We start from the raw sequence: 18,646 nt of genomic DNA, 5'->3' as shown, positions 1-18,646 counted from the left end.
CCGGGGCGCGCGCGATCGGCAGGCCCGGCGACGCGGCGCCCGCGTCCTTTATCCAAGCTAATTAGTCGGGAAATTCGGCAAGGAAAAGCCCCTTTGCCATCAAGCAAAGGGGCCGGTGTCGCGCGGTGCGGCGGGCTTACTGCGCGGCGCAGGTGGCGATGCGCTGCGCCATGTCCTCGATCAGCGCGGGGTAGAAGCCGGGTCCGGGCTCGAGCTTCGCGCCGAGCGGGTCGAGTTCCGCGACCGGGGTGCCCGCGCCCTCGGTCACCGCGGCGATGAGGCGCGGGTCGAACTGCGGTTCGGCAAAGACGCAGGCGGCGCCGGCGCCCTCAAGCGCGTCGCGCAGCGCGTCGAGCCGGGCCGGGCTGGGGGTCGTCGCATCGGAAAGCGAGATTGCCCCCAGCACGGTCAGGCCGAAGGTGTCCTCATAGTACTGGAAGGCGTCGTGGAAGACGACGAAGCGCTGGTCCTTCACCGGGGCGAGCGTGGCCTCGGCGGTTGCGCGGGCCTCGGCGAGGCGGGCCTGCGCGGCCTCGGCATTGGCGGCATAGGCGGGCGCGTTCTCGGGGTCCGCCTCGGAGAGGGTCGCGGTGATCGCGGTCAGCCAGGTCGCGGCATTGTCGAGCGAAAGCCAGGCGTGCGGGTCGCCGCCCTCGTGGTGGTGCCCCTCCGCGTCGTGATCCTCGTGATCGTGGTCGTCGTGATCCTCGTGCGCGCCATGGTCATGGCCCTCCTCCGCGCCGGGCTCGGCGAAGAGCACGTCGCTCCGCGCCGCGAGGTGCCGCGTGCCCGGCAGGTCGAAGAGCGCGACGGCGGTGCCTTCCGCGGCGATCGCATCGATCTTGCGGGCGAGGTCGGGGCTCAGCTCCGGCCCGATCCAGAAGATCAGGTCGGCCTGCTGCAGGGCGCGCGCCTCGGAGGGCTTCAGCGCGTGGCTGTGCGGCGAGGCCCCGGCGGGGATCAGCAGGCCGGGCGTGCCGAGATCGCCCATGACGCTCGCCACCAGCCCCTGCACGGGGGCGATGTCGGTGACCACCTTCGGCACTTCGGCGAGGGCGGGGCTGGCAAGCAGCAGGGCGGGAAGGAGGGTGCGGATCATCGGGGCCTCGTGCGTCGGATGTCTGGAATCAGCGTATGTTATAAAGTAACATATGGCGGGGTTGATATCGGCTACACTATAACATATCAACCCCCTTCCTCCGCGGCCCCTTCACGGCGACGGGACCGGACGCGGCAGGGATGGCAGGCAAAGGGCAGGCGACATGACAGACCATACCGATCCGCTCGGCTTCACACAGCACGATCACGCGCATTGCCGAGAGCAGGCGCTGCAGACGGCCGAGGAGACCTGCGCCCGCGAGGGGCTCTCGCTGACCAAGCAGCGCCGCCGGGTGCTCGAGCTGCTGCTGCGCAAGCACAAGGCGATGGGCGCCTACGAGCTGCTCGACGCGCTGCGCGACGAGGGGCAGGGCGCGCAGCCGCCGACTGTGTATCGGGCGCTCGACTTCCTCGTGACCAACGGCTTCGCGCACAAGATCGAGCGGCTCAACGCCTTCGTCGCCTGCGCCCATCCCGGCGAGCGGCACAAGCCTGCCTTCCTGCTCTGCAGCGCCTGCGGGCTGGTGGCCGAGATGCCCTCGCGCGCCATCGGCGAGGCGGTGAAGGCCGCCGCCGAGGAGCTGGACTTCGCGCTCGAGCGCATGGTGGTCGAGGCCGAGGGGCTCTGCCCGCAATGCCGGAGAGCCGCCGCATGAACCTCATCGAGGCGCAGGGGCTGCAGGTCACGCTCGGCGATCATCCGGTGCTGCAGGGCGTGGATTTCCACGTCGATCCGGGCGAGATCGTCACCATCGTCGGGCCGAACGGATCGGGCAAGTCGACGCTGCTGCGCACGCTCATCGGCGCGGTGAAGCCGCAGGCGGGACGGGTGCTGCGCAAACCGGGGCTGCGGCTCGGCTACGTGCCGCAGAAGCTGCAGATCGACGCGACCCTGCCGCTGACCGTGGCGCGCTTCCTGTCGCTGCCGCACCGGATCGACCGCGCCGAGGGGCGCGCCGCGCTGGAAGAGGCCGGGGCGGGGGCGCTGGAAGAGCGCCCGATGGCGGGGCTTTCCGGCGGGCAGTTCCAGCGCGTTCTGCTGGCGCGGGCGATCCTCGGCAAGCCCGAGGTGCTGCTGCTCGACGAGCCGACGCAGGGCCTCGACCAGCCGGGTTCGGCCGCCTTCTACCGGCAGATCGAGCAGATCCGCGCGCGGCTCGGCTGCGCGGTGGTCATGGTCAGCCACGAGCTGCACGTGGTGATGAGCGCGAGCGACCGGGTGGTCTGCCTCAACGGCCATGTTTGCTGCCAGGGCCATCCCGAGACCGTGGCGCAGGCGGCGGAGTACCGGGCGCTTTTCGGCACCGGCACGCATGGGGCGCTGGCGCTCTACCGGCACGAGCACACCCACACGCACGACCATTCCCACGATCACGACCATTCACATGACCACGGCCATGATCACGCGCATGGCCACGACCACACTCACCACGATCACGCGGGGCAGGGGCACTGATGCTGGACGATTTCCTTGTACGCGCGGCGCTGGCGGGGCTTGGCCTCGCGCTGGCCGCGGCACCGCTCGGCTGCTTCGTGTCGTGGCGGCGCATGGCCAATTTCGGTGACGCCACCGCCCATGCGGCGATCCTCGGCGTGGCGCTCTCGCTCGCGCTGTCGCTGCCGATCTTCGCGGGCACGCTGATCGTCGCGCTGGTGATGGCGGTGCTGGTCGGCGCACTGAGCGAGCGCGGCCTTGGTATCGATACCGTGCTCGGCGTGCTGGCGCATGGCGCGCTGGCGATCGGCCTCGTGGCGATCACCTTCGTGCCGGGCGCGCGGCTCGACCTCTCGGCCTATCTCTTCGGCGACATCCTCGCGGTGACGCGCGGCGATCTCGCGATCATCTGGGGCGGGGCGGCGCTGGTGATCGGGCTGCTGCTCTGGCGCTGGCAGGCGCTGCTGACCGCGACGCTTTCGCCCGATCTCGCCTTTGCCAGCGGCATCAACCCGCGGCTCGAAAGCCGGGTGCTGACCGTGGCGCTGGCGCTCACCGTGGCGGTGGCGATCAAGGTGGTGGGCGTGCTGCTGATCGGGGCGATGCTGCTGATCCCGGCGGCGGCGGCGCGGCCCTTTGCCCGCACGCCCGAGGTCATGGCGCTGCTGGCGGCGGGCATCGGCGGGGTCTCGGCGCTGGCCGGGCTCGAGGGCGCATTGCTCTTCGACACGCCCGCCGGGCCGAGCATGGTCTGCGCCGCGACGCTGATCTTTGCCGTGACGGCAAGCCTGCACGGGCTTCGCGGGCGGGGGTGATCCGGGGCTGACCTGCGGCGCGTCAGCGCCAGAGATGCGCCCGGCGCGTCAGCGCCAGAGATGCGCCTGCGAGGCGAAAATGCCCTGCGCTTTCGACAGCAGGCGGTTGGGCAGGCCGGGATGCGGGATCGTCCCGGTCTCGAGCCGCTCGGCGACCAGTTCGACCGTGCAGGGCTGCCCGCTCACCGGGTCGCGGTAGCGCGGGTAGGCGATGAGCGTGGCATGGACCAGCGCCTCGAGCGTCGGCCGCCGGCCGGCAAGGCGGCGCGGCGGAACCGGGCCGAGATCGCGCGTGAGCCCCCATCCGGCATAGAAGGGCGCGCCCAGCGTCGTCACCGGCACGCCGCGCAGCAGCGCCTCGAAGCCGGTGAGCGAGGTCATCGTCCAGACCTCCTGCACCTGCCGCAGCAGCGCTCCCATGTCCGCCCCCTCGACCGTGAGGTCGGCCCATCTTTCGGGTGCCCCGACCGCCCCGCTGCGCAGCCCGGCGCTGACGTCCGGGTGCGGCTTCCACAGCAGCACGGCCCCCGGGTTCGCGGCGCGCGCGCGGGCGAGCAGTTCGGCGTTGGTCTGCATGTCGGGGCTACCGAGGCGGATCGAGGCGTCGTCCTCGACCTGCCCCACGACGAGGATGCGGTGGCCTTCGGGCAGGGCGGGCGGCGCGGCGCCGAGGTTGTACTTGGTGAGCCCCGCGCCGGTCAGCCGCTCGATGAGCCGCTGCGTGCGGTCGCGCTGGTCGGGGCGCAGCTCGGGCATCTCGGCGATGATCTTCTCGAGCCGCGACGGGCGCGCGGGGTCGTAGTAGATGCCGAGATCGTCGAGCACCAGCGAGAGCGGCGGCACCAGTTCGGCCCCGAGCCCGCGCGAACGCAGGAAGCCGTCCTCGACCCGCACCACGTCTCCCCCGGCCTTGCCGGCCCATGCCATGCGGCGGCGGCCGGTCTGTGCGGCCTTCGCCTCGGCCTTGGCACCTTCGGCGAAGATCACCGCCTTCTGCCCGCCGAAGAAGCCCTGCAGCGGCTTGCGTTTCCAGAGGCGCATACCCGAGGCGACCCAGCCCCGGTGATCCTCGCGCCAGGCCCGTGTCTGCGCCTCGAGCGCGCCGAGCGCGTCCTCGAAAGTGCAGAGCCGGTCCCGGCAGGGGTCGTACCACGTCGGGTAGAGGATCATCGCGGCGGCGAAGAGCTGCGCGCGGGTCAGGCTGCGGCCGCGCCGGCGCAGGGGCGTCTCGTCCTGCGTGAGCCCCCATCCGGCGTAGAAGGGCGTGCCGAAGACGCGGGGGCGGTGCCCGGCGAGGATCGCCTCGAAGCCCATCTGCGAGCTCAGCGTGTAGACCGCGACCGCTCCGTCGAGCAGCGCCCAGGGCGAGACCGGATCCGTGCAGAGGCTGATCCGCCCCTGCGCGTCGGCGGCGGTGAAATGCCCCGCCCGCAGCCCCTGCGCGGTCTCGGGGTGGGTCTTGATCACGATGCGGGCGCCGGGGTTTTCCTCCTGCGCCCAGTAGAGCATCTCGAGGAAGCGGTTGCGGTCGCCGCCCGAGGCGTGGACCGAGGCGTCGCCCTGCGTCTGGTCGATGACCAGCACGTAGCCGGGCTCGGGCACGGGCGTGGCAGGGTCGAAGCCGGTGTACTTGGTGAGATGCGCCTCGCGCATCCGGGCGATGCCGCCGCGCGCGCGCTCGAGCAGCGCGTGGTCGTCGAGCGGGTGGGTGGCGAGCAGGGTCTCGAGGTCCGAGGGCGCGGAGGCGTCGAAATGCACGCCGGTCCGGTCGATCAGCAGCCCGAGCGGCGGCTCGCCCTTCCGGCCCGGGTGCAGCGAGCGCAGGAAGGCATCCTCGATGCGCAGCAGGGACGCGCCGCTGCGCGCCGCCATGGCCTCGCCCCGCGCGGCATAGGGGGACTGGCCCCAGACCCCGACCTGATCCTGCGCCGAGGGCCGGCCCAGCGAGAGCTTCCAGCCCGCCAGCGTCAGGATCCGCCGCAGCCGGGGCTGGGTCAGGAAACCGCCGGTGTAGACATAGAGACGCCGGGGGATTTCTCCCCCGGCGCTGCCCTGTCCCTCGTTATGATTATTCAGGGCCTTTACCTTGGTCAGTTGGCCACCGCGTCACGGACGGTCGAGACGGTGGCGATGGCGGTCAGCGTGCCGGTCAGCGAGGTGATCGCCTTGCTCCACTGCGCGTAGGGCGCCTCGGTGACGTAGAGCGTGTCCTGGTCGCGCACCACGAAGTCGCGCGCCATGAACATGCCGTTGGGCTTCGTGAGGTCGAGCACGTAGACCATGCGCTGCGCGCCGACGAGGTCGCTGCGGCCGAGCACCTGGTTGGCGATGTCGGCGGGCTCGTTGCGGAAGATGAAGACGCCGGTCGGATCCGAGGCCGAGGGCACGAGCCCGCCGACCTGGGCGATCGCCTCTACGGCGGACAGCGTCTGGGTCTCGAAGGGCACGCGGGCCTGAGTGCCGGTGGCGCCGAGCGCGGTGAAGGCGCGGGTGTCCTCCTCGACGAGGATGCGGTCGCCGCCGCGCAGCGCGATGTCGTAGCGCGGGTTCTTGTAGAGGTCCTGGAACCAGATCTTGCCCTGGCTGCCGCCGCGCAGCACGGTGATCTGGGCGATCTCGGGCTGGATGGTGATGCCGCCGGCGCGGGCCAGCATGGACGAGAGCGTGCGGGTCGGGCGCTCGATGGCGTAGACGCCCTGGCCACCCACCGCGCCGACGAGGCTGACGGTCGAGCCGTCACCGGCAAGGCGGCGCACCTCGACCTGCGGGTCGGGGGTCTGGTCCTGGAGCTTCTCGGTGATGATCCGGCGCACCGCTTCGGGCGAGTTGCCCGAGGCCTTGATGCGGCCGGCATAGGGGACGAAGATGAAGCCCGAGCCGTCGACCTGCACTTCCTCGAGCGAGGTGGCATTGGTCTCGGCGGCGGCGAGCAGCCCGTCGTCGACGTTCTCCCAGATCGTCAGGCCGAGCGTGTCGCCGGGCTGGATCGTGTCGGAGCCGACGAGGCCGGCGCCCTGGAACTGGTCGGAGAAGCCGAGCGCGGGCACGACGGCGGTGGCGCGGGTCACACGGTCGTTCACCGAGATGATGAAGGCGTCGCCTTCGCGCATCACGGAGCCGGAGTAGATTTCACCCTTGTTGGGACCGACGCGCGGCAGGGCGCAGGATGCCAGAATCGACACTGCGGCCAGAAGGGCGGCGGATTTCGCCCATCGGGAGCGGGACTGTTTCACGGCTCGGTCTCCTCGACCTGTTCTTATCTGCCTCAGGTTTTTTGCGTAAGGTACGGAAAACCGGTTTCAAAAGCGAGTCCGGCCTTTGCGTGGCGTCAGCGGACCAGCCGCAACTGTTGCCGTGGAGCCGCGGTGCCATTGTGCAGCGCGTCGTAAGGATCGTGTGGCGAGAGCATCATGTCGACCACCTGCCGCAGAAGTTGTCTGCGGCCGCGCGACGCGTAGAATCCGCCCGGAACCTGACTGGTTTCAAGCAGATAGCGCCGGTAGTCCTTGTAGGCGCGGCTGTCGGGCCGGGTCGGCTGCGCGAAGAACTCGGGGAGCGGCTGGTCCGAGACGAACTCGGGCTTGGCATAGACCGCGCGGCCGAAGGTCCTGAGCGGAATGCCGCGCCAGAGCACCTGCTGGCCGGCGGTGGAGTTCACCGTCACCGCGCTGCGCGCATCGTCGAGCAGCCGCGCCAGCTTGCCGCCGGGGACGAAATGGACCCGCCCGGCGATGCCGAGACGGCGGGCCGCGGTGGCGATCATCCGGCGCAGCGGCACCTGCCCGTTCTCCAGCGGGTGGGCCTTGAACACCAGGTGATGGTGCCCCGGCGCGCCCTTGGCGAAGCCCTCGAGCACGAGGTCGACGAACTCGGCCATGCTGTCGAAGGGCGAGTGCTGGCGGAAGCTCGAGTCGTGCTCGAGCTGCAGCAGCACGAGGTGGTAGGGATAGCCGCCGTGGCGGATGTGCAGCGTCTCGAGGAAGCGCTCGATCCGGGTCAGCGGCATCAGCAGCAGGCGCTTGAGGTAAAGCTGGAACTCGCGCGCGACGGGCAGGTCGCGGTGGGCGCGGAAGTTGCGGTACTCGCCGTTCCGGAACATCACGAACCAGTGGTAGAGCGCGCCGTAGAAGATGTGCTGGCGCATGTCGCCCCAGTGGCCGGGGGGCAGGGGCGCCTCCATGTCCGACCGTTCCAGCGCCGCGCGCATGTCGCCGACACCCATCTCCATCAGCCGCGAGTGGCCATTGGCGCCGCCGCGCTCGTAGGTGACCCAGTAGGGGCGCATGTAGCCTTCCTCGAAGACATGCACCCGCAGTCCGCGCCGGCGCGCCTCGGCCACCGCCTGCGCGTGGATGGGGCGGGTGTCGCCGTAGAGCACGAGGTCGGTGACGCGCTTTTCATCGAGCAGCGCGCGGAGGTGGCCGGGCCAGTCCGCCGGGCTGCCGCCGAAGGGCAGATAGCTCGCGCCGTGGAACCAGAAGGCGCGGTCGCCGGCGTTGAAGCCGACGCGCCAGACCTCGGCCCCGGTGCGGCGCAGCATGGTGCCGAGCCGGTGAAAGAACGGCCCGTGCGGTCCCTGCAGGAAGAGGAAGACGCGGCGCGGCTGCGCCGGGATGTGCTCTGCGGTTGCCTTGGTCATGGGCACTCGTTAAGGATCGGCCTACTCGTAAGGGGTTGACGCCCGGCCCTGCGGTCCGGTGGCCCTCCCTAGCGGCAATATTTGACCAAAATAAGGCCCCTGACCAGCGCGCAGCGGCGCGCGGGGCCAGCGAGAGGATTTGCAGATGTTCACCGGCATCGTCACCGACATGGGGGAAATCCGGGCGCTCGAGCAGGCGGGCGACCTGACCGCGCGCATCGGCACCGCCTATGACACCGCGGGCATCGAGATCGGCGCCTCCATCGCCTGCGACGGCGTCTGCCTGACCGTGGTGACGCTGGGCGAGGACTGGTTCGACGTGCAGATCAGCGCCGAGACCCTGTCGAAGACCAACCTCGGCGGCTGGCAGCCCGGCAAGCGGGTCAACCTCGAGCGCGCGCTCAAGGTCGGCGACGAGCTGGGCGGGCACATCGTCTCGGGGCATGTCGACGGGCTGGCCGAGGTGATCTCGGTGCAGGACGAGGGTGACAGCACCCGCGTGCAGCTGCGCGCGCCCGACGAGTTGGCGAAGTTCATCGCCTCCAAGGGCTCGGTCGCGCTGAACGGCACCTCGCTGACGGTGAACGAGGTGCAGGGCACGGTGTTCGGCATCAATTTCATTCCGCACACCAAGGAAGTGACCACCTGGGGCGGCGTGAAGCTGGGCGACAAGGTCAACCTCGAGATCGACACCATGGCCCGCTACGTCGCGCGCCTGCGCGAGATGAGCTGAGGCGTAACGCCTTCGGCGGCCGCTCCTTACATCCAGCAGGCATCGGCGGCGCGGGGTCGGCGGCCGCGCGGTTGCGCTTGCCCGCCCGTCGCCGGCTGCCTAGACTCCACGCAGGGCTTCCAGGGGGGACTTCCATGTCATTGAACGAAACGATTCAGACCTATCTGGACCGGCTGGCGGGGATGGGCTGGCCCGTCGCCGAGAAGCTCGCCCCGGGCATCGCGCCGGACGAGGTGGACGCGCGGCTGCGCGAGCTCGGGCTGAGTCCCGATCCCGAGCTTCACGCCTTCTGGAGCGCGATGAACGGCATCGTCGAGGGGGATTTCACGCTCGACCAGATGCAGATCTTCCCCGGCTACTACCCGCTGTCGATCGCCGAGGCGGTAACCGCGCACCAGACCGGCACCGGTGCCGTCCATGGCCGCTCGGGCGAGGAGGACTGGCCCGAGCACCTCTTCCCGATCCTTGCCGACGGGATGGGCGATTTCTTCACCGTCGACCTGCGCGAGGCGGGGGGCGCGGGCCTGCCGGTCTGGAACCATGTCGAAGGCTTCCCGCCCGAGCTGCGCTACGCCTCGATCCGCGACTTCTTCGGCACCGCCACGCGGGGCGTCGAGGAGGGGCTCATCTTCCTCGAGGAGGGGCGCTACCTCGAGCTTGACGACGAGGGCTTCGAGGACCTCGAGCGCGAGCTGAACCCGGACATTCCCCGCGAAGACGTCGAGTAAACCGGCACGGTGCGGCGAAAATATCGCGCCGCAGCCCCTTGATCGTCCGAAAATTGCCCACTCGCAGCATCGTGAGTGGCGTGATTCCGCCATTTTCCGCGACCATCCTTTTCTGAGCCGCGTCATGACACATATGAAAGGTCAGCGCCCCGAACGATCAGGCAAAAAAGAAGGACGCCCCGATGACTTTCCGCCACTGGATACTCTGCATCGCCGCCGTGCTCTCGCTGTCAGCGGCACTCGGCTTCCTGCCCCGGAATTCGCATCCCGAGGCGCCCGGCTACGAGCTGACCCGCAGCCTGCACCATACCGAGGCGCAGCCCCGCGACGCGCTGCTCTGAGGCGAAAAGCGCCCCCGGGCGAGGGCTTTGCGCAGCAGGGGCCGGTGCGGCACCGCCAATCCTGCTGCCCCTATTGACCTTCCCGGCCGACAGGCGCCTGATGCCGGCATGAGTCATCACCACCACCATCACCACGTGGAACCCGAGGCTGGCGACATGCGCATGGCGCTTGCGGTGGGCGTGAACATGCTGCTCACCGTCGCGCAGGTGGTCGGCGGCATCCTCTCGGGCAGCCTCGCGATGATCGCCGATGCGCTGCACAACTTCTCGGACGCGATCTCGCTGATCATCGCGGCGCTGGCGCGCAAGATCGCGCGGCGCCCAGCCAATGCCGAGATGCCCTTCGGCTACGCGCGGGCCGAGACCGTGGCGGCGCTGATCAACTACACCACGCTGATCGTCATCGGCGTCTACCTGATGATCGAGGCGATCCTGCGGTTCCTCTCGCCCGAGCCGGTCGAGGGCTGGATGGTGGTAATTATCGCCGGCGTGGCGCTGGTGATCGACGTGGCGACCGCGCTGCTGACCTATTCGATGGCGAAGGACAGCCACAACATCCGCGCCGCCTTCCTGCACAACGTGGCCGATGCCATGGGCTCGCTGGCGGTGATCGTGGCGGGCACGCTGATCCTGCTCTTCGGCTGGACCTGGATCGACCCGCTCGTGACGCTGCTGATCGCCGGCTACATCCTGTGGATGGCGCTCTCCGAGATCGGCGGCGTGATCCGGGTGCTGATGCTGGGCAGCCCGCCGGACGTGGTGCCGGCGCAGGTGCTCGAGGCGGCGCAGGCGATCGAGGGCGTGGCCGGGCTGCACAAGGCGCACCTGTGGCAGGTCGACGAGCACACCACCGCGCTGCAGGCGCATCTCGTGGTCGACGAGGGATCCTGGGCCCGCGCCGACGGCATCAAGCACGCGGTGAAGGCCGAGATGCAGAGCCGTTTCGGGCTGCGGCAGGTGACGCTCGAGCTCGAGTGCAGCCGGCACAGTTGCGCATCACCGCAGGACTGGGGCGGGGCATGAGCGGCGGAAATGGCGCGCCAGCCCTTGCAGCCCTTCTGACCCGACACTAAGACTCGTTTAACGCGCGCGCGCTAGGCACCATTTGGACAAGACACAGCAGGCAGGCGAAGATGAAAGATCCTTTTGAAACGTACATGAACACCCTCGTCCCCATGGTCGTCGAGCAGACCAGCCGCGGCGAGCGGGCTTACGACATTTTCTCGCGCCTGCTGAAAGAGCGCATCATCTTCCTCTCGGGCCCCGTGCATGACGGCATGTCCTCGCTGATCGTGGCGCAGCTGCTGCACCTCGAGGCAGAGAACCCGAGCAAGGAAATCTCGATGTACATCAACAGCCCGGGCGGCGTGGTGACCTCGGGCCTGTCGATCTACGACACGATGCAGTACATCAAGCCGAAGGTCTCGACGCTGGTGATCGGCCAGGCGGCCTCGATGGGCTCGCTGCTGCTCGCCGCCGGCGAGCCGGGCATGCGCTTCTCGCTGCCGAACAGCCGCGTCATGGTGCACCAGCCCTCGGGCGGCTACCAGGGCCAGGCGACCGACATCATGATCCACGCCGAGGAGACGCTGAAACTGAAGCGCCGCCTCAACGAGATCTACGTGAAGCATTGCGGCCGCACCCTCGAGGAAGTCGAGCGGGCGCTCGAGCGCGACAACTTCATGTCGCCCGAGGACGCGAAGGCCTGGGGCCTCATCGACGAGATCGTCGAGAAGCGCGGCACGGCGGACGCGGCGTAACCCGCCGTCCCTGCCGCGCGCCGATCCGCGCGCGGCAATTTTGACATTGTGGACCGGAAAGGGCTGTCCTAGACTTTCCGGACTTGGCAGAGACGATAGGCCTCGTCAGGGCAACGGCCCCGACCACTGCGAACACAAGGCCTGGAAAGGTGCGACATGGCGACGAACTCCGGCGGCGACAGCAAGAACACCCTGTATTGCAGCTTCTGCGGCAAGAGCCAGCACGAGGTCCGCAAGCTGATCGCGGGACCGACCGTCTTCATCTGCGACGAATGTGTCGAGCTCTGCATGGATATCATCCGCGAAGAGACCAAGGGCGCTGGCCTGAAGTCCTCTGACGGTGTGCCCACGCCGCGCGAGATCTGCGACGTGCTGGACGATTACGTGATCGGCCAGATGAAGGCGAAGCGCGTGCTCTCCGTGGCCGTGCACAACCACTACAAGCGGCTCAACCACGCCCAGAAGAGCGGCGACATCGAGCTGGCGAAATCCAACATCCTGCTGATCGGCCCGACCGGCTGCGGCAAGACGCTGCTGGCGCAGACGCTGGCACGCATCCTTGACGTGCCCTTCACCATGGCCGACGCGACCACGCTGACCGAAGCCGGCTACGTGGGCGAGGATGTCGAGAACATCATCCTGAAGCTTCTCCAGTCGAGCGAGTACAACGTCGAGCGCGCGCAGCGCGGCATCGTCTACATCGACGAGGTCGACAAGATCACCCGCAAGTCCGAGAACCCCTCGATCACCCGCGACGTGTCGGGCGAGGGCGTGCAGCAGGCGCTGCTGAAGCTGATGGAAGGCACCGTGGCCTCGGTTCCGCCGCAGGGCGGCCGCAAGCACCCGCAGCAGGAGTTCCTGCAGGTGGACACCACGAACATCCTGTTCATCTGCGGCGGCGCCTTTGCCGGGCTTGACCGGATCATCGCGCAGCGCGGCAAGGGCTCTGCCATGGGCTTCGGCGCCGACGTGCGTGATCCCGACCAGCGCGGCACCGGCGAGATCTTCAAGGAGCTCGAGCCCGAGGACCTGCTGAAGTTCGGCCTGATCCCGGAATTCGTCGGCCGTCTGCCGGTGATCGCAACGCTCGAGGACCTCGACGAGGAAGCCCTGGTGACGATCCTCACCCAGCCGAAGAACGCCCTGGTCAAGCAGTACCAGCGCCTCTTCGAGATGGAGGACACCACGCTGACCTTCACCGAGGATGCGCTCGCGGCCATCGCCAAGCGTGCCATCGCACGCAAGACCGGCGCGCGCGGCCTGCGCTCGATCCTCGAGGGCATCCTGCTCGACACCATGTTCGAGCTGCCCGGCATGGCGGACGTGACCGAGGTCGTGGTGAACGAGGAATCCGTGACCGCCGACGCCAAGCCGCTGCTGATCTACGCTGATCCGAAGAAGGAGCCAGCGTCCGCGGGCTAAGACGTGTAGTAAGTGACTTTGGTATGAGTAAATGACGTGGATACTTGCTCAGCTGGTACAGAACGCTTTGAGGATGCTTGCCGTCGTGGCAGGCATCTTCTTTTTGGGGGGGTGGGCATGGTTCGCCTACGTCCAGGGCCGCGGCGCCGAGCCGTATGGCGCGCTCGGCAGCCATGAAGGGCTGACCGGCAAGACCCTCGCGGCGATGCTGCCCATGGGCGGCGGCGACACGGCCGAGGCCTATGCGCGCAAGGTCTTCGGGGGGCTGCTGCCGATCGACACGGTGCTGGCCAGCAAGATCACCGCCTCGTCCGAGGACGGTGCGCCGAGCTGTTCCTATGCCATCGTGCGGACGGGGACGGGCATCGCCCGCACGCCGCCGACCTCGGCGCTCGGCACCGCCTGGTGGGAGCGCTACGGCGGCGAATGGCGGCAGACGCCGGAGCGGCTCTTCGGGGCGCTGCCGATCGACGTCCTGGCGCTCTGCGAGGCCGAGTGGAAGGCCGGGCTTGGCGACGAGCTGCAGCAGGCGCTGGACGCCCCGGGCAACTGGTACATGCGCAGCGCCACCGGCGAGGACCTGCAGATCTTCTCCGCCGAGGGCCGCCTCGCGGCACGCATCCGCAACGGGAGCTGACACCCATGACCATCAGGCGCATTTCCTCGGGCGGCGAATTCGAGGCGAAGATCGGCTATTGCCGCGCCGTGGTCGCCGGCGGCTTCGTGCATGTCGCGGGCACCGTGGGGCAGGGCGAGACGGTGGTCGAGCAATGCCGCTCGGCGCTGGCCACCATCGAGAAGGCGCTGGCCGAGGCCGGGGCGAGCTTCGCCGACGCGGTGCGGGTCACCTACTACCTGCCCGACGCCGCCGAGTTCGAACCCTGCTGGCCGGTCCTGCGCGAGGCCTTCGGGGACAACCCGCCCGCCGCGACGATGATCGAGGCGGCGCTGATCGACCCGAAGTTCCGGATCGAAATCGAATTGACCACACTCGCCCCGGCCTGACGCCGGAGCCGCGTCGTCGCCGCTGGACCTCGGCGGCGGATTTGGTCATACACGGGTCAGGATCAAGAGGAGTCGTCCATGGGCATTCTCAACACGCTGCTGCGGGCCGTCACCTGGTGGAACGGGGCGACGCTGAACACCCAGCTCTACACGTCCCGCAAGGGCCAGCGCGTCGGTGAGGACGAGCAGGGGAACGTCTTCTACCAGACCAAGGACGGCAAGCGCCGCTGGGTGATGTACAACGGCGAGGCCGAGGCCACCCGCGTGAGCCCCGACTGGCACGGCTGGCTGCACCACACCTTCGACCTGCCGCCGACCGAGCGCCCGCTGCCGCACAAGGCGTGGGAAAAGCCGCATGTCGAGAACCTGACCGGCACCGCGCTCGCATACGCGCCGCAGGGCTCGATCCGCCGCCCCGAGCCGGCTCCGCGCCGCGACTACGAGGCCTGGAGCCCGGAATAACCCCATGTCGCACACAGCCACAGAGGTGATCGTCGGCGGGCTGGTGCTGGCCGGCGCCATCGCCTTCGGGGCCTATGCGGTCAGCGCCACCGGCTTTTCCGCCGGAGGTGACAAGGGCTACGCGCTGAGCGCCAGCTTCCGCTCGCTCGAGGGGATCTCGGTGGGCAGCGACGTGCGCCTCGCGGGGGTGAAGGTGGGCTCGGTCAGCGAGATCCGTCTCAACCCGGAAACCTATCGCGCCGACATGAAGTTGAAGGTGCAGGACGGTGTGCGGCTGCCCGACGACAGCTCCATCGTGATCTCCTCCGAGGGGCTGCTGGGCGGGAACTTCGTCGAGATCAGCCCCGGCGGCTCGCCCTTCTTCTACGGGCCGGGCGACGAGGTGCTGGACACGCAGGGCTCGGTCAGCCTGATCTCCCTGCTTCTGAAATATGTCGCGGGAGGCAGCGAATGAAACGTGCTCTGGCAGGGATCCTGATGCTGGCCGCAACCGTGGCTGGTGCGCAGGAAGCCACCGAGGAGGGCACGGGCGCGACGCTGCGCGGGCTCGACAAGCTGACCGGACGGGTCACCGACCTCGAGGTCGCGTCGGGCTCCAGCGTCGAGTTCGGCCGCATCGAGATCGCGCTGCAGGACTGCCGCTACCCGGAAGGCAACCGCGCAGGCGATGCCTTCGCCTTCCTGACGATCCGCGAGGCGGGCAAACCCGACCCGGTGTTCCGCGGCTGGATGATCGCCTCGTCGCCGGCGCTCAACCCGCTCGACCACCAGCGCTACGACGTCTGGGTGCTGCGCTGCACGACTTCCTGACCTGAGGCGGCCAGCGGCGTGCCGGCAAGGTCCGGCGTGACCTGCAGGGCCGTCGCAAGCTGGGCCCGGTACTGGTGGCGCGGGATCTCGATCGCGCCAAGCGAGGCGAGGTGCTCGGTCAGGAACTGCGTGTCGAAGAGGGTGAACCCCGCGCGGCGCAGCAGGTCGATCAGCCAGGCCAGCGCGATCTTCGAGCCGTCGCGGCGGCGCGAGAACATCGACTCGCCGCAGAAGGCGCCGCCCACCTCCAGCCCGTAGACCCCGCCGACCAGCTCGTCCTGCATCCAGACCTCGATGGAATGGGCATGGCCGCGCCGGTGCAGCTCGGTGAAGAGCGCGCGGATCTCGGAGTTGATCCAGGTTTCGCGCCGGTCGGCACAGGCGTCGATCACCCCCTCGAAATCGCGGTCGAAACTCACGTCGTAGTCAGCCTTGCGCAACCGCCGCGCAAGGCTGCGCGAGATGCGGAAGCCGGTGATCGGGATGATGCCCCGGCGGCGCGGATCGACCCAGAAGAGATCGGGATCGTCGCGGTGCTCGGCCATGGGAAAGATCCCGGCGCGGTAGGCTTGCAGCAGGATCTCGGGGCTCAGAGTCATGCGGCCCCTCCCCGGGATCGGGAAGGGGCCGCAAGCGAGGGTCGGTCCGCTCTGCTCACGCGCGGATCAGGCGTCGGCGAGCTTGCTGGCCAGCCATTTTTCCAGCCAGTGGATCGAGTAGTTGCCGGTCTGGATGTCCTTCTCGCGCAGCAGCGCGGAGAAGAGCGGCAGCGTGGTGTCGACGCCGTCCACGATCAGCTCGCCAAGCGCGCGGTCGAGCCGCGCCAGCGCCTCGTTCCGGTCGCGCCCGTGCACGATCAGCTTGCCGATGAGGCTGTCGTAGTAGGGCGGGATCGAATAGCCCTGGTAGAGCGCGCTGTCCATGCGCACGCCAAGGCCGCCCGGAGCGTGGTACTGGGTGATCTTGCCGGGGCAGGGCGCGAAGGTCGGCAGACGCTCGGCGTTGATCCGCACCTCGATGGCGTGGCCGTTGATCTCGAGCTCGTCCTGGGTGAACGAGAGGTCCATGCCGGAGGCGACGCGGATCTGCTCGCGCACGAGGTCCACGCCGAAGATCGCCTCGGTCACCGGGTGCTCCACCTGCAGGCGGGTGTTCATCTCGATGAAGTAGAACTCGCCGTCCTCGTAGAGGAACTCGATGGTGCCGGCACCGATGTAGTTGATCTTGGCCACGGCGTCCGCGCAGACCTTGCCGATGCGCGCGCGCTCCTCGGGGGTGATGCAGGGGCCGGGGGCCTCTTCGAAGACCTTCTGGTGGCGGCGCTGCAGCGAGCAGTCGCGCTCGCCGAGGTGGACCGCCTTGCCCTTGCCGTCGCCGAAGACCTGGATCTCGATGTGGCGCGGGCGCTGGAGGTACTTCTCGATGTAGACCTCGTCGTTGCCGAAGGCGGCCTTGCCCTCTGCACGCGCGGTCTGGAAGGCGCGCTCCATCTCGGCCTCGGAATTCGCGACCTTCATGCCGCGCCCGCCGCCGCCGGCGGTGGCCTTGATGATCACCGGGTAGCCGATCTCGCGGCCGACCTTCTTGGCGGTCTCGAGGTCGGGCACGCCGCCGTCGGAGCCGGGCACGCAGGGCACGCCGAGCGCCTTCATCGTGTCCTTGGCGGTGATCTTGTCACCCATGATCCGGATGTGCTCGGCGGTCGGGCCGATGAAGGTGAGGCCGTGGTCCTCGACCATCTGCACGAAGCGGGCGTTCTCCGACAGGAAGCCGTAGCCCGGGTGGATCGCCTGGGCGCCGGTCACTTCGCAGGCCGAGATGATGGCCAGCGGCGACAGGTAGCTTTCCGAAGAGGGGGCGGGGCCGATGCAGATCGTCTCGTCGGCCATGCGCACGTGCATGGCGTCGGCGTCCGCCGTCGAGTGGACCGCCACCGAGGCGATGCCCATCTCGCGGCAGGCGCGGATCACGCGGAGCGCGATCTCGCCACGGTTCGCGATGAGGATTTTGTCGAACATGCCCTGCCTCTTACTCGAGGATGACCAGCGGGGCGCCGTATTCGACCGGGGCGCCGTCCTCGACGAGGATGCGCTTGACGGTGCCCGCGCGCGGGGCGGGGATGTGGTTCATCGTCTTCATCGCCTCGACGATGACCAGCGTGTCGCCTTCCTTGACCTGCGCGCCGACCGTGATGAACGACGGGGCACCGGGCTCGGGCTGCATGTAGACCGTGCCGACCATCGGCGAGGTGACGGCGCCCGGATGCGCGGCCGGATCCTCGGGCAGCTCGGCGGCCGGAGCGGCTGCGGGGGCGGCGGCGACCGGGGCGGCAGCGGGGGCTGCGGAAACGGTGGTCATCATCGGAGCCTGCGGTTGCACGCGGCTCACCCGAACGTTGAGGCTGTCTTCCTCGCCGTATTCGCGCTTGACCTGCAGTTCGGTCAGGTCGTTTTCACGGAGCAGCTCAGCCAGTGCCTTGATGAAGGCCACGTCGGCTTCGTGGTTGTCTTTGCTCATGCGGTCCTCGCCGGTTTTATGCTGGGCCCGGTCTGTGCAGGGCCTGATGATTTCGCGCTTATAGGACAAGCTTTGGCGCATGAAAAGCGAGGCGGTGCGGGAAAACCGGCGCGAGTGGGGCGCAAACCGTGGCGGATCGGCCCGGGAACGGGGCCCGGAGCGGTGGCAAGAGGGCGCGGCAGGGTGCCGGACGGGGCCGGCGGGGCGGCGGTCAGCCCGTTGTCGAGGCCTTCCGTGCTGGGTTTTGCCAAGGCGAATCACCACCTTGTGCACGGCCGGGAATGGCAATCGCGGGCTCTTCGGGCGGCGGCCCGTCATCGCCTGTGGCCCCTGCCTCGGGCGTGCCGGGCAGCGGGGGCGCCTCCTCGGGCGCGGTGCCACGCAGCGCGGTCTCGGGCAGGGCGGGCAGAGGTGGCCTGTCCCCGGAGCCCGGGACGCCCGGCAGGGACGGCGGAGCTGCGTCCTCGGTCGCCGTCGCCTTGCCTGCGGCGGCGGGCTCTTCCGTGGCCTCGCCGCCCTGCTCGGGCGCCGCGGCGGTCATGCGGGCGATGGCCTTGTCGCGCAGCTCCTTCAGGAGCGCCTCGGCCTGCTCCTCGAGCAGGGCCGAGATGCGGATCTGCATGATCGAGGGCGGCGCCACGTGGTTCGCGGGATCGGGAACGCCGGTAAGGCTGCGCCAGAGGCCGCTGGCCGACTGGCCCTCGGATCCGTGGTCGGTGGCATGGTCCGTGTCGGTCGTGGATTGCTCCTTGACCGGCTGCACCTTGGTCTCCTCGGCCGTTCTGACCGGGGCGCCGGGCAAGCCGAGGGGGTGCCCGGTGGCCAGAGGTGCCACCACTTGGGGAACACCTGTCAACTGCATCGAAATGCTCCGTCTGCTG

General features: G+C 69.1%; 22 protein-coding genes. 14 read left to right on the top strand and 8 right to left on the bottom strand.

Going from position 1 to position 18,646, the window contains the following annotated elements; translation table 11 throughout:
- Window positions 1–136 precede the first annotated feature (136 nt).
- Window positions 137–1,099: a zinc ABC transporter substrate-binding protein gene (locus PVT71_RS01855; RefSeq protein ID WP_353472799.1), complete on the bottom strand. Its 963-nt coding sequence runs from the start codon at window positions 1,097–1,099 to the stop codon at window positions 137–139.
- Between the two features lie 163 nt (window positions 1,100–1,262).
- On the opposite strand from PVT71_RS01855, the gene PVT71_RS01850 reads away from it, so the two are divergent.
- The 3 genes from PVT71_RS01850 to PVT71_RS01840 are packed head-to-tail and all read left to right on the top strand — an operon-like array spanning window position 1,263 to window position 3,348.
- Complete coding sequence (locus tag PVT71_RS01850) at window positions 1,263–1,754, top strand: transcriptional repressor (RefSeq protein WP_353472798.1); 492 nt, start codon at window positions 1,263–1,265, stop codon at window positions 1,752–1,754.
- Entirely contained in the window at window positions 1,751–2,554 is an 804-nt protein-coding gene (locus PVT71_RS01845) for a metal ABC transporter ATP-binding protein (RefSeq protein ID WP_353472797.1), read from the top strand. The genes PVT71_RS01850 and PVT71_RS01845 overlap by 4 nt, the downstream gene beginning before the upstream one ends.
- On the top strand, window positions 2,554–3,348 hold the full coding sequence (locus PVT71_RS01840) for a metal ABC transporter permease (protein WP_353472796.1): 795 nt from the start codon (window positions 2,554–2,556) through the stop codon (window positions 3,346–3,348). The genes PVT71_RS01845 and PVT71_RS01840 overlap by 1 nt, the downstream gene beginning before the upstream one ends.
- Before the next feature lie 48 nt (window positions 3,349–3,396).
- Here PVT71_RS01840 and PVT71_RS01835 read toward each other — a convergent pair whose 3' ends face one another.
- The 3 genes from PVT71_RS01835 to PVT71_RS01825 all read right to left on the bottom strand — a co-directional run bounded on the left by PVT71_RS01835 (window position 3,397) and on the right by PVT71_RS01825 (window position 7,987).
- A complete protein-coding gene (locus PVT71_RS01835; RefSeq protein WP_353472795.1) occupies window positions 3,397–5,220 on the bottom strand; it encodes a capsular polysaccharide biosynthesis protein in 1,824 nt (607 codons plus the stop codon).
- A 218-nt stretch (window positions 5,221–5,438) separates the two neighbouring features.
- Complete coding sequence (locus PVT71_RS01830; RefSeq protein WP_353472794.1) at window positions 5,439–6,581, bottom strand: polysaccharide biosynthesis/export family protein; 1,143 nt, start codon at window positions 6,579–6,581, stop codon at window positions 5,439–5,441.
- Between the two features lie 95 nt (window positions 6,582–6,676).
- Window positions 6,677–7,987 (bottom strand): capsular biosynthesis protein, encoded by a 1,311-nt coding sequence (locus tag PVT71_RS01825; RefSeq protein ID WP_353472793.1) that lies wholly within the window; start codon window positions 7,985–7,987, stop codon window positions 6,677–6,679.
- A gap of 145 nt (window positions 7,988–8,132) precedes the next feature.
- Between PVT71_RS01825 and PVT71_RS01820 the strand changes: the two genes are divergently transcribed.
- From PVT71_RS01820 to PVT71_RS01770, 11 genes are all read left to right on the top strand, one after another.
- Window positions 8,133–8,720 carry a riboflavin synthase gene (locus tag PVT71_RS01820; protein ID WP_353472792.1) on the top strand — a complete coding sequence of 196 codons (588 nt, stop codon included), beginning with the start codon at window positions 8,133–8,135 and terminating at the stop codon, window positions 8,718–8,720.
- 134 nt (window positions 8,721–8,854) lie between these two features.
- On the top strand, window positions 8,855–9,448 hold the full coding sequence (locus PVT71_RS01815; RefSeq protein ID WP_353472791.1) for an SMI1/KNR4 family protein: 594 nt from the start codon (window positions 8,855–8,857) through the stop codon (window positions 9,446–9,448).
- A 182-nt stretch (window positions 9,449–9,630) separates the two neighbouring features.
- Window positions 9,631–9,789, top strand: coding sequence for a hypothetical protein (locus tag PVT71_RS01810; protein WP_353472790.1), 159 nt, complete (start codon window positions 9,631–9,633; stop codon window positions 9,787–9,789).
- Window positions 9,790–9,897: 108 nt separating this feature from the next.
- Window positions 9,898–10,812, top strand: coding sequence for a cation diffusion facilitator family transporter (locus tag PVT71_RS01805; RefSeq protein ID WP_353472789.1), 915 nt, complete (start codon window positions 9,898–9,900; stop codon window positions 10,810–10,812).
- A 110-nt stretch (window positions 10,813–10,922) separates the two neighbouring features.
- On the top strand, window positions 10,923–11,549 hold the full coding sequence (locus PVT71_RS01800) for an ATP-dependent Clp protease proteolytic subunit (protein ID WP_353472788.1): 627 nt from the start codon (window positions 10,923–10,925) through the stop codon (window positions 11,547–11,549).
- A gap of 156 nt (window positions 11,550–11,705) precedes the next feature.
- Window positions 11,706–12,971 carry an ATP-dependent Clp protease ATP-binding subunit ClpX gene (clpX, locus tag PVT71_RS01795; protein WP_353472787.1) on the top strand — a complete coding sequence of 422 codons (1,266 nt, stop codon included), beginning with the start codon at window positions 11,706–11,708 and terminating at the stop codon, window positions 12,969–12,971.
- 85 nt (window positions 12,972–13,056) lie between these two features.
- Window positions 13,057–13,608, top strand: coding sequence for a hypothetical protein (locus PVT71_RS01790; protein WP_353472786.1), 552 nt, complete (start codon window positions 13,057–13,059; stop codon window positions 13,606–13,608).
- Between the two features lie 5 nt (window positions 13,609–13,613).
- Window positions 13,614–13,976, top strand: a complete 363-nt coding sequence (locus PVT71_RS01785; protein WP_353472785.1) for a RidA family protein — start codon at window positions 13,614–13,616, stop codon at window positions 13,974–13,976.
- Between the two features lie 78 nt (window positions 13,977–14,054).
- Complete coding sequence (locus tag PVT71_RS01780) at window positions 14,055–14,438, top strand: NADH:ubiquinone oxidoreductase subunit NDUFA12 (protein WP_353472784.1); 384 nt, start codon at window positions 14,055–14,057, stop codon at window positions 14,436–14,438.
- A gap of 4 nt (window positions 14,439–14,442) precedes the next feature.
- Window positions 14,443–14,892, top strand: a complete 450-nt coding sequence (mlaD, locus tag PVT71_RS01775) for an outer membrane lipid asymmetry maintenance protein MlaD (protein WP_353472783.1) — start codon at window positions 14,443–14,445, stop codon at window positions 14,890–14,892.
- Window positions 14,889–15,248, top strand: a complete 360-nt coding sequence (locus PVT71_RS01770; protein ID WP_353472782.1) for a DUF2155 domain-containing protein — start codon at window positions 14,889–14,891, stop codon at window positions 15,246–15,248. Before mlaD ends, PVT71_RS01770 begins: the two co-directional genes overlap by 4 nt.
- Here the strand turns inward: PVT71_RS01770 and aat are convergent.
- The 4 genes from aat to PVT71_RS01750 all read right to left on the bottom strand — a co-directional run bounded on the left by aat (window position 15,212) and on the right by PVT71_RS01750 (window position 18,528).
- Complete coding sequence (gene aat, locus PVT71_RS01765; RefSeq protein WP_353472781.1) at window positions 15,212–15,847, bottom strand: leucyl/phenylalanyl-tRNA--protein transferase; 636 nt, start codon at window positions 15,845–15,847, stop codon at window positions 15,212–15,214. The two genes, PVT71_RS01770 and aat, sit on opposite strands and share 37 nt — an antisense overlap.
- Before the next feature lie 66 nt (window positions 15,848–15,913).
- A complete protein-coding gene (gene accC / locus PVT71_RS01760; protein ID WP_353472780.1) occupies window positions 15,914–17,266 on the bottom strand; it encodes an acetyl-CoA carboxylase biotin carboxylase subunit in 1,353 nt (450 codons plus the stop codon).
- A 10-nt stretch (window positions 17,267–17,276) separates the two neighbouring features.
- Window positions 17,277–17,765 (bottom strand): acetyl-CoA carboxylase biotin carboxyl carrier protein, encoded by a 489-nt coding sequence (accB, locus tag PVT71_RS01755; RefSeq protein ID WP_353472779.1) that lies wholly within the window; start codon window positions 17,763–17,765, stop codon window positions 17,277–17,279.
- Window positions 17,766–17,976: 211 nt separating this feature from the next.
- A complete protein-coding gene (locus PVT71_RS01750; RefSeq protein WP_353472778.1) occupies window positions 17,977–18,528 on the bottom strand; it encodes a hypothetical protein in 552 nt (183 codons plus the stop codon).
- Window positions 18,529–18,646 lie beyond the last annotated feature (118 nt).

This window comes from Salipiger sp. H15, assembly GCF_040409955.1.
GTDB lineage: Bacteria > Pseudomonadota > Alphaproteobacteria > Rhodobacterales > Rhodobacteraceae > Salipiger.
The sequence above is the reverse complement of the archived record's forward strand: the minus strand, read 5'-3'. Positions and strand labels throughout refer to the sequence as shown.